The following is an 8,554-nucleotide window of genomic DNA, read 5'->3' as shown; positions in this document are numbered from 1 at the left end:
CGGAGGTGCCGGAGAAAATCAGGACCCCGGTTTCAACGCATTGGCCGCCGCTCCGAACGCCCCCGCGAACTCGCCGAGTTGCGCCGGCAGGATTTTCGCGCGGTGGCCGCCCGGCCGCCACTCCATCGGATCGAGAAATTTTTCCAGTGGCTCGAACAGGACCTTTCCCGCGCGCGCGATGCCGCCTCCGATGATGACCGCCTCCGGGTCGAGAATGTTGATGAACGAGCAAACGGCGGCCGCCAGGGCCTTCACCGACTTCAGCCAGATTGCGGTGGCGTCGGCGTCGCCGTTCAGGTGCGCCGTGATCAGATCGTGCGTGGATTGAAACCGGCCGCGTGAGCGCTGTTGAATCGTGCAATTGCCGATGGCGACTTCGATGCTGCCCGGCGCGCCGGCGCAATCCGGCGGACCGTCGGGGTCGAGCGATGAATGGCCCAGATGACCGCCGCGACCGATGTGGCCGCGAAGCAGCCGGCCATCCACGATCGCCGCGCCCCCGACACCGGTGCCCAGCGTGAGCATGATGACGTTCCGGAAACCGCGCGCCGCGCCGACCCAGGCCTCGCCCAGCAATGCCGCGTGTGCGTCGTTCAAGACCGGAATGGTCCGTGCCGCGCCGAGAAACTTCGTCCAGTCGAGGCCTTCCAGTCCTTGCAAACGCTCCGGCATGCAGGCAATGGAACGCCCGTCCGCCGCCGCCAGGCCCGGCGCCGAAAGGCCGATGCCATCGGCTGGCGTTCCGCGTTCTCTCTGAATTTCGCCGGCGAGCGAGCGTATCTTTTCCGCCCACTCCATCGATTTGGCTGGATCGAAATCGGTGTTGTGGCGGGACAACGTTTCACCCTGTGGCGTCACGGCGATTGTTTTGATGCTCGAACCACCCAGGTCAATGCCCAACGAGTAAGCTTCAGATTTCATGTTTCAAGTTGGGCTGCCTCGCGAATTGAAATCAAAACTCGAAACTTCAATCGCCGGTCTGTCCTTCGCTTACGCACCAGCCGCCGTCCACGGCGAGTACCTGACCGGTGACGAACTTCGATTCGTCCGACATGAGATAAACCGCCGCCGCGTCCAGATCCTCGGGCCGTCCGATGCGTCCGCCGTCCAGAGGTTGTTTTGTGGCGACAAAATCCAAAATCCTCCTGTTGTTCTGCGCGCGGCCGGACATCGGCGTGGCCACGAGCGCCGGGGCGATGACGTTGAAACGGATGTTGTCCCGCGCGTAGAACGCCGCCGCCGACTTTGTCAGACCGATGGCAGCGGCCTTGGTCGCGGCGTAAGCGTGTGTGGCGAAGAACCGCGGCGACGGCGAGAAGCCGAGGACGGAACTCATGTTCAGGATGCTGCCGCCGGTTTTTTGCCGGAGAAACTGTGTCACCGCCGCGCGGTTCGAGTGAAACAGCGAGGTCAAGTTCAGGTTCAACGTGTATTCCCAGCCGGCGTCCGTGATTTCGTGGAGCGGTCCGTCGCCTTTCTTCCGCCCGCTGCCGCCCGCGACGTGATAGAGTCCGTGAAAATCTCCGAACGTTTTGAGCGCGATCTGAATTGCCTTTGCGGCCGTTTTTGGATTCGTTGCGTCACCGGGGAGCGCCCTGGCCGGCTTGCCCAGTGACTTTTGCGCCGCCCGGACATTGGCCCTGTTGCGGCCCACCACCACCACTTTTGCGCCCGCAGCGACAAACGCTTTCGCCGCCGACAAACCGATGCCCGTGGTTCCGCCGATAACGACGAGGACTTTGTTGGCGAGCATTGACACGCGGCTTTCATACTGGAGTCCACGAAAGGAATCCAGCTTTCCTCGCGAACCGCGGCTGCTAAGCTTGGCGGCGTGAAACTGATTTCATGGAACGTGAACGGCCTGCGCGCCGTGCTGCGGAAAAATTTTCTGGAGTTTCTCGAAACGGAGAAGCCCGACGTGCTCTGTCTTCAGGAGACCAAATGCATGCCCGACGACGTGGAGCAACTCTGGCCGGCAACATACACGACATTCTGGAATTGCGCAGCGAAGAAGGGTTATTCCGGAACGGCAATCTTCACCGGAATCCGTCCGCAAAATGTCGCGCCTCACATCGGCATTACCGAGCACGACAACGAAGGCCGGGTGCTCACGGCCGAGTTCGCAGATTTCTTTCTCGTGAACGTCTATGTCCCGAACTCCAAGCGCGATCTTTCGCGGCTGACATATCGCCAGCGATGGGACGGGGATTTTCTGCGCCATCTAAAAAAACTGGAGAAGAAGAAGCCCGTGGTTTTCTGCGGTGATCTGAACGTCGCGCACACGGAGATCGATCTTGCGAACCCGAAAGCCAACGTCCAGAACCACGGCTTCACACCGGAGGAACGCGCCGGGTTCAGCGCGTTGGTCAAGGCCGGGTTCGTGGACACCTTCCGCGAGTTCGAAAAGGGCGGCGGGCATTACACCTGGTGGAGTCCGATGGCCGGCGCCCGCTCGCGAAATGTGGGCTGGCGCATTGACTATTTTCTCGTCAGCGTCGCGCTGCGTCCACGTCTCAAGCGCGCATTCATCCGGGCTGACGTGCAGGGCTCGGATCATTGCCCGGTCGGGATTGAACTTGCCTGAGCGCAGAAACGCCGCCAGTTCGGCGTTGGCTGAGACAGCGCAGAAGGTCTTCCCGGGATCAGGATCGCGGAATGCCGCCACTCGCTTCGGCAGGTAATTTGAGCGCGCGGCGCAATTCACCCGCCATCCAGCGAAGTTCCTGTTCGTCGCGACCCGCGAAAAACCCGGTCTTCTTTCCCCGGACGGGATGAATCTGAAGCTCGATTACCGGCACATTGTTGACGGTAATACCACTGGCGTCGGCCCGGATGGCCGCGATGTCGTCGCGGTTCCACTCCCACTTCTTCGCGCCGGAGATCCCGATTTGCGCCACCTTGAGTTGCCCGTTCTCGAACACCAGCATCGCCCGGCGACGGCCCATGTTGATCGCGCCCGCCAACATGCCCAGGCCGATCAGCCAGAAGATGCCGACGAAGGCCCAAGCCACTCCGGGCGCGCCGCGTGTGTTCTTCCAGCCTGCAAACAGGATCACGCCGGTAAACACCGACATGAACAAACACCACACCATGCCGAAGCCGAACAGTCCTTTGCTGCCCTTTCGCAACCCCGCGGGCGGAACCACGAGGGCGATGCCGTCCGGACGCGGTTCGACGCGGACCAAGCTGTCCGTCGGCTTTGGCACGATCTCCGGAACCTCGGCCCGACTCTCGTCCGCGTTGACAACTTCCACTGCGGGCGGTGGGAGCGTTGATGCCGTTGCCCCGACCCGTCCGGACAAATCCTCGGCGAGCGCCTCGAGCCAGTCGCGCGGATAGCCAATCGCCACCAGTCGTGGTTTGCCCTCCTCAAATTCAGCCAGCAGCGCCGCGAGGTCCGCCAGCGGGCCGGTCGTCACGGGCTGGTTGTTGATCTTCGCGCCGCCCGCGCTGACGGTGAGTTTGAGAATCCGGCTCTTCTGCAGACGCCGCCGCCAGCGCACGGGGCCAACGTAATCGAGAACGGACAAACGCCGGTCGCGCCACTCAACGCGACAGCGGCCAAAGATGACGAGCAACCCCAGGCCAAGCGGAATCAGGCCAGCCAACACAAACGGGACCAGGAACACGGCAAAGCCGATCTCTGTGATGGCGGATTTGCCTGCGGTGATGCCTTTCAGCATGCGGAACAAAGTCGTCGCCGGGAAGGAGGCGAACAAAACGCCAAAAGCGACGAAGAACAAGGCCACCCAACGCAACTTTCCCAGTGTCCGCGCGGGCAGCGTATAACTTGCGTCGTCGCGGACTGACTCAACGCGGATTGCATGGGGCAGGGGTGTGGACATTGCGCGGTGCCGGTGTTGGACCTTTAGCTGGGTCTCTTCGTCATGGCAATCCGGAAACGTGCGGAACATCGACCTGCTTGTGGGCGAGCATCAGTGCGAAGGGTTGTCCGTTCAAGTCCGCCGATCGAACCGTCAAGCCATGGCCAAATTCGTCTCCAGTTTCTGCCAAACCCCTCGCCGGTCCTCAAGAGACGGCGCTTCAATCGGATTGCGCGCAGGAAATTCGCTGTATGTTTTCCCATCGAGTTCGCGTCCAGTTTCGGATTTGCGCACACCGCCCCATTGCTTGAAGAAGAACGCCACGCCGGCCTGCTTGCATTGACGGTGGAGGCTCCGCACCCATTCGGCTTTCATTGGCCGCGCACCCGGACCGCTTTCGCCGCCAACGATGGCCCATGCAATGCCGTTGAGCTTAAAGGCGCCGAGATCTTCCAGCAGTGGTTCGATGGACAAAAATCTCACCTTGGCTGGCGCTGAACGGAGCAGGTCAATTCGTGGGAGTCCCTGCTTCTTATTTTCCACGCTCACGCCCCACCAGATATGCAATTGCTCGGCGGCAAAGCGTAGCTTGCCCTTGAGCAAAGCCGCGAGCCGGTCGGCGCGTTTGGTCAGGACTTGGTAAGTATGCCAGTTCGCCGCCGTCATGACGCGCGCGACCTTGATGATGTATTCATCTGGAACGTCCTTGTGGAAAAGATCGCTCATGGAGTTCACGAAGATCATTCGAGGTGTTCCCCAACGGAGCGGGTCGCCGAGTTTTTCCGGCACGATCCGCAAATCGAACCCGAATTCAAACGGATGACCCGGAATGCCGCGCCAACGTTCGGCAAAGGTTTCGGCGTAGCAGTGGAGACAGCCGGAGCTGATCTTGGTGCAGCCACGAACCGGATTCCACGTCGCGTCCGTCCATTCGATTTTTGATTTATCGCTCACAAGTATGTTTCATTTCAACAGCAGCTTAACCCCAAAGCTCGGTCAAATATAGTCCAAGGCTTCGGCTAAAAATGCCATTCACGTTGGCCCTTTTCGTTGATCTTCAAGATTTCGTCCCAGAATTTCTTGGCAAGCGCGTTGCGACTAAAAAGCGTGAAACGATACAGCGGCTGTGCTTCCGGGACAGACACGTGTCGCGTACCGATGAAGCCCAGTTTGCAAATCTCTTTACTGAAACGCTCGATCGCCTTCCGTCCGAATTCTGTCGGGTCTTGGGAATCCCAGCCCCGCCAGTCGTGCGAATCAAGAAACGCATCCAACACGGTGTCGTTCTCTGCTTTCTGATACTGAGGCGCGTTCCAGACAATTCCGAGGCGGTATTGAATTGTGACGAGCAAGTCTATGTGCGGATTCCGAGCCAGTTGGCGCATAGCTGACATTGGAACTTGAGAGATGCCCGTCGGATCAACGAAGGCGACAACTAAGGTGGAGTTATCGAATTGAAGTTTGCCAGACTCGGCCAAGCGAACCCAGTTCTCGTTGTGGATTGTCACCTTTTTCGCTTTGGGATGCTTGTTTACCCGCTGTCTGAGTGCGTCTGCAAGCCCATCGTCCTCTTCGACAAAGATGTATTCCGAAAACTCGTGTTCCAGAGCTACGAATGGCGAACCGGGGAATTCTTCGAGGGTGTCTTTTCTTTTGCAGCAACCCGGTCCAGCCATGACATCCAAGTAGACAAGTCGCCATTTGCTCTTCATCGATCTCGTCGTGATGCCGCAGTAGTTACCGAGGTAGTGATGCTTGCGTTTAGCCCGCTCGCCACTGCCCCGAGCGAGCAAGCCATCCGCCGCGATCAAATATGGCGAATCGTCCATCGCGGTTTTCAGTTCAGCCCCAGTTTCTTGAACCGGTTATTCACTTCTTTGAAATGGAAGTCGAGCGAGCACAGTTTTTCGAGTTCGCCCTTTTTGAAATGTTTCGCCACGCCGGGATCAGATTTCAGGGTTTCGACAAAGTCGGCGTCGTCACGACCGGCATGTTTGACTTCCCAGGTCTTCATCGCGGCGTCTTGAACCAGCTTGTAGGCAACTTCGCGGGTGAGACCTTTCTTGATGAGCCCGAGCAGGACGGTCTGGCTGTTCCACATGCCGAGCGAAAGGCCGAGGTTCTTTTTCATGTTCTCGGGATAGACAAGCAGGCCGTCCATCAGGCGCGTGAGCAGGCCGAACATGTAATCGAGCAGCGTGCAGGAATCGGGGAAGATAATGCGCTCGACGCTGCTGTGGCTGATATCGCGCTCGTGCCAGAGCGCGACGTTCTCGAGCGCGGCGATGGCATTGCCGCGCAGCACGCGGGCGAGGCCGGTGAGGCGTTCCCAGGTAATGGGATTGCGCTTGTGCGGCATGGCGCTCGAACCCTTTTGTCCTTTGGCAAACGGTTCTTCGGCTTCGAGCACTTCAGTGCGCTGGAGATGGCGGAACTCAACCGCCCAGCGTTCGATGCTGGCGCCGACGAGGGCGAGCGTGGTTTGGAACTCGGCGTGGATGTCGCGCTGGACGACTTGCGTGGCGATGGGCGCGGGGCGCAGACCGAGTTTTTCGCAGACGAATTCCTCCACTGACGGAGACAAGTGAGCGTTGGTGCCGACGGCGCCGGATAGTTTGCCAACAGCGGCCACATCACGAGCGCGTTTGAGACGTTCTAGCCCACGGGTGAATTCGTCGTGCATCAGCGCGAGCTTGAGGCCGAAGGTGGTCGGCTCACCGTGGATGCCATGGCTGCGACCGATGCACGGCGTCATCATGTGCTCCTTAGCGCGGCGCGCGATAATGGGGAGCAGCTTTTGCCCGTCGGCGATCAGAATGTCGGCGCTTTGAACCATCTGAACGGCGAAGGCTGTGTCAACGATGTCGGAACTGGTGAGGCCGAAATGAAACCAGCGGCTGGCGTTGTCGTTGATTTTTTCCGCGACGGCCGTGGTGAAGCCGATCACGTCATGATTGAGCGTCTTCTCCAGTTCCTTCTGGCGCTCGACGAGACCCTTCAAGTCGGCGAACCAGGCGTCCGCGCCTTTCTTCATTTTCTCGAAGTCGGTCTTCGGCACGACGCCTTCCTGCACCAGTGCTTCACTGGCGAGGAGTTCGATTTGGAGCCAGATGCGGAGTTTGTTTTCGTCGGTCCAGATGGCCCGCATTTCGGGGCGGGAATACCGTTGAATCATGGCGCAAGGGTAGGGCGCTGGAGGGCGGGAGTCGAGAATCGAGTGTGGCGTTGGAACTCAGCTTCCGGCCCGTCCGAAACATGATCGGGCGTCTGTCCCGGCTCAGTGTTTCGACATTTTGGCGCGGGCGGCTTCGAGGATGCGCCGCTCGCGATCGGTGAGGCTTTGAATGCCCTGGGCGGAAATCTTGTCGAGAATGGGGTCAACTTCCACGCTGATGAAGTCGGCGGATTGCGGGCTGTCAGAAGGTTTGGCGCTCTCCCGCCGCCAAAAACTCGGTTTGGAGGAGATTGCTTTGACCAATTCGCGCCGGGGAGCCTTCCGGCGAAGACGGGCCCAATCAAAGAGGGGTCTCGCCGTGCCGAGCACCCATTTCAGATAGACAACACCGCCCAGAATGCCACCAAGATGCGCCGCGTGGGCCACATGGCTTTCCGTCGAGGTCACCATCAAGAGCGCGGTCAGACCCGACATGATGGGGAGAAAATATCGCGCGCGAATGGGCACCACCATCCAGACGTAGATCTGACTGTCCGGCGCAAGCATCGAAAAAGCGGCGATCAACCCGCAAATACCAGCAGACGCCCCGACCATCGGGCCGGCAAATCGGGTCCAGACCATTCCCAGCAGCGCCTGCAACATGCCGCCCAGGATCCCGCTAAAAAGGTAAAGCCTGATGAAGTCCCGCTTCCCGAGCATTCCTTCCAGCGCCCGGCCGAAAAAATAGAGCCCAATGGAGTTAAGAACCAGGTGCGGCAGCCCGGCGTGTAAGAACTGAAAGGTGAGGAGCTGCCAGACATAACCTCGCTTCAGACCCTCCGCGCTCAACGCGCCGTATTCGAGCACCCAATTCTGCGAGTTGCGGCCGTTGCCGTATTGCAGAAAGAAGATCAACACGTTGAACACCAGAATGGCGATCGTAATCGACCAGTTCCTCGAGGTGTTGTCTCTGCGCATGTAAGGACGGTCAGCGAGCATGTCGATTGAAACTAGTCACAGAGTGGTGTTTTTTCAACTGCGAATCGCCTGCGCGACGACGAACGGCGGCATCAATTCAACTTCGCCAGTTCGTGACGCACGAGTGCGATGAGCGGTTTCAACGTTTCCGCGCTGAAATCGAACCGGCAGCCGGCGGCGGAAAACAGTTCCGGCAACGGACGCGAGCCGCCCAGCGCCAACGCGTGTTTGTAGTCGGCAAGCGCCCGGGCGCGATCCAGCTTTGAATTGGCCCAGACCTGCAACGCGCCCAGTTGGGCGATGCCGTATTCGACGTAGTAGAAAGGGTGGATGAAGATGTGAAGCTGGCGATGCCAGAGATGCGCACGCGCCTGTTCATGGCCGTCCCAATTCACGTCCCCGCCGAAACGGTCCATGAGCGCGAGCCAGGCCGCCGAACGTTCTGCCCGCGAATGTCCGGGATGCGTGTAAATCCAGTGTTGAAAGGCATCCACCGCGGCCATCCAGGGAAAGAAGTTGATGATGCCTTCCAGGTGCGTGCGACGGGCGCGCTTTGCTTCCGACGGAGCATAAAACGCTTCGATGAACTCATTGCCGA

General features: G+C 59.5%; 9 protein-coding genes. 1 reads left to right on the top strand and 8 read right to left on the bottom strand.

Annotation, left to right across the window (positions count from 1 at the left end; translation table 11 throughout):
• Positions 1-18: 18 nt before the first annotated feature.
• Complete coding sequence (locus VN887_11200) at positions 19-921, bottom strand: ROK family protein (protein ID HXT40572.1); 903 nt, start codon at positions 919-921, stop codon at positions 19-21.
• A gap of 46 nt (positions 922-967) precedes the next feature.
• Complete coding sequence (locus VN887_11195; protein ID HXT40571.1) at positions 968-1,753, bottom strand: SDR family oxidoreductase; 786 nt, start codon at positions 1,751-1,753, stop codon at positions 968-970.
• 78 nt (positions 1,754-1,831) lie between these two features.
• Here VN887_11195 and VN887_11190 point away from each other — a divergent pair, with 78 nt between their 5' ends.
• Positions 1,832-2,584, top strand: a complete 753-nt coding sequence (locus VN887_11190; GenBank protein ID HXT40570.1) for an exodeoxyribonuclease III — start codon at positions 1,832-1,834, stop codon at positions 2,582-2,584.
• A 58-nt stretch (positions 2,585-2,642) separates the two neighbouring features.
• Here VN887_11190 and VN887_11185 read toward each other — a convergent pair whose 3' ends face one another.
• The 6 genes from VN887_11185 to VN887_11160 form a co-directional block, all read right to left on the bottom strand.
• Entirely contained in the window at positions 2,643-3,845 is a 1,203-nt protein-coding gene (locus tag VN887_11185) for a hypothetical protein (protein ID HXT40569.1), read from the bottom strand.
• Between the two features lie 132 nt (positions 3,846-3,977).
• Positions 3,978-4,778 carry a phage Gp37/Gp68 family protein gene (locus VN887_11180; GenBank protein HXT40568.1) on the bottom strand — a complete coding sequence of 267 codons (801 nt, stop codon included), beginning with the start codon at positions 4,776-4,778 and terminating at the stop codon, positions 3,978-3,980.
• Positions 4,779-4,843: 65 nt separating this feature from the next.
• Complete coding sequence (tcmP, locus tag VN887_11175) at positions 4,844-5,653, bottom strand: three-Cys-motif partner protein TcmP (protein HXT40567.1); 810 nt, start codon at positions 5,651-5,653, stop codon at positions 4,844-4,846.
• 8 nt (positions 5,654-5,661) lie between these two features.
• Positions 5,662-6,999 carry an adenylosuccinate lyase gene (gene purB / locus VN887_11170; protein ID HXT40566.1) on the bottom strand — a complete coding sequence of 446 codons (1,338 nt, stop codon included), beginning with the start codon at positions 6,997-6,999 and terminating at the stop codon, positions 5,662-5,664.
• A gap of 102 nt (positions 7,000-7,101) precedes the next feature.
• Entirely contained in the window at positions 7,102-7,956 is an 855-nt protein-coding gene (locus VN887_11165) for a rhomboid family intramembrane serine protease (protein ID HXT40565.1), read from the bottom strand.
• A 92-nt stretch (positions 7,957-8,048) separates the two neighbouring features.
• The coding region (locus VN887_11160; GenBank protein HXT40564.1) for a M3 family metallopeptidase at positions 8,049-8,554 on the bottom strand (506 nt) is incomplete at its 5' end.

It is taken from the genome of Candidatus Angelobacter sp. (genome assembly GCA_035607015.1).
GTDB lineage: Bacteria > Verrucomicrobiota > Verrucomicrobiia > Limisphaerales > AV2 > AV2.
Note: the sequence above shows the minus strand (reverse complement) of the source record. Positions and strands in the feature narration are given on the sequence as shown.

What these genes read in the sequence shown, in the direction of transcription:
- VN887_11200 (HXT40572.1), bottom strand. Translation starts at nt 921, where the DNA reads ATGAAATCTGAAGCTTACTCGTTGGGCATTGACCTGGGTGGTTCGAGC.
- VN887_11195 (HXT40571.1), bottom strand. Translation starts at nt 1,753, where the DNA reads ATGCTCGCCAACAAAGTCCTCGTCGTTATCGGCGGAACCACGGGCATC.
- VN887_11185 (HXT40569.1), bottom strand. Translation starts at nt 3,845, where the DNA reads ATGTCCACACCCCTGCCCCATGCAATCCGCGTTGAGTCAGTCCGCGAC.
- tcmP (HXT40567.1), bottom strand. Translation starts at nt 5,653, where the DNA reads ATGGACGATTCGCCATATTTGATCGCGGCGGATGGCTTGCTCGCTCGG.
- purB (HXT40566.1), bottom strand. Translation starts at nt 6,999, where the DNA reads ATGATTCAACGGTATTCCCGCCCCGAAATGCGGGCCATCTGGACCGAC.
- VN887_11165 (HXT40565.1), bottom strand. Translation starts at nt 7,956, where the DNA reads ATGCGCAGAGACAACACCTCGAGGAACTGGTCGATTACGATCGCCATT.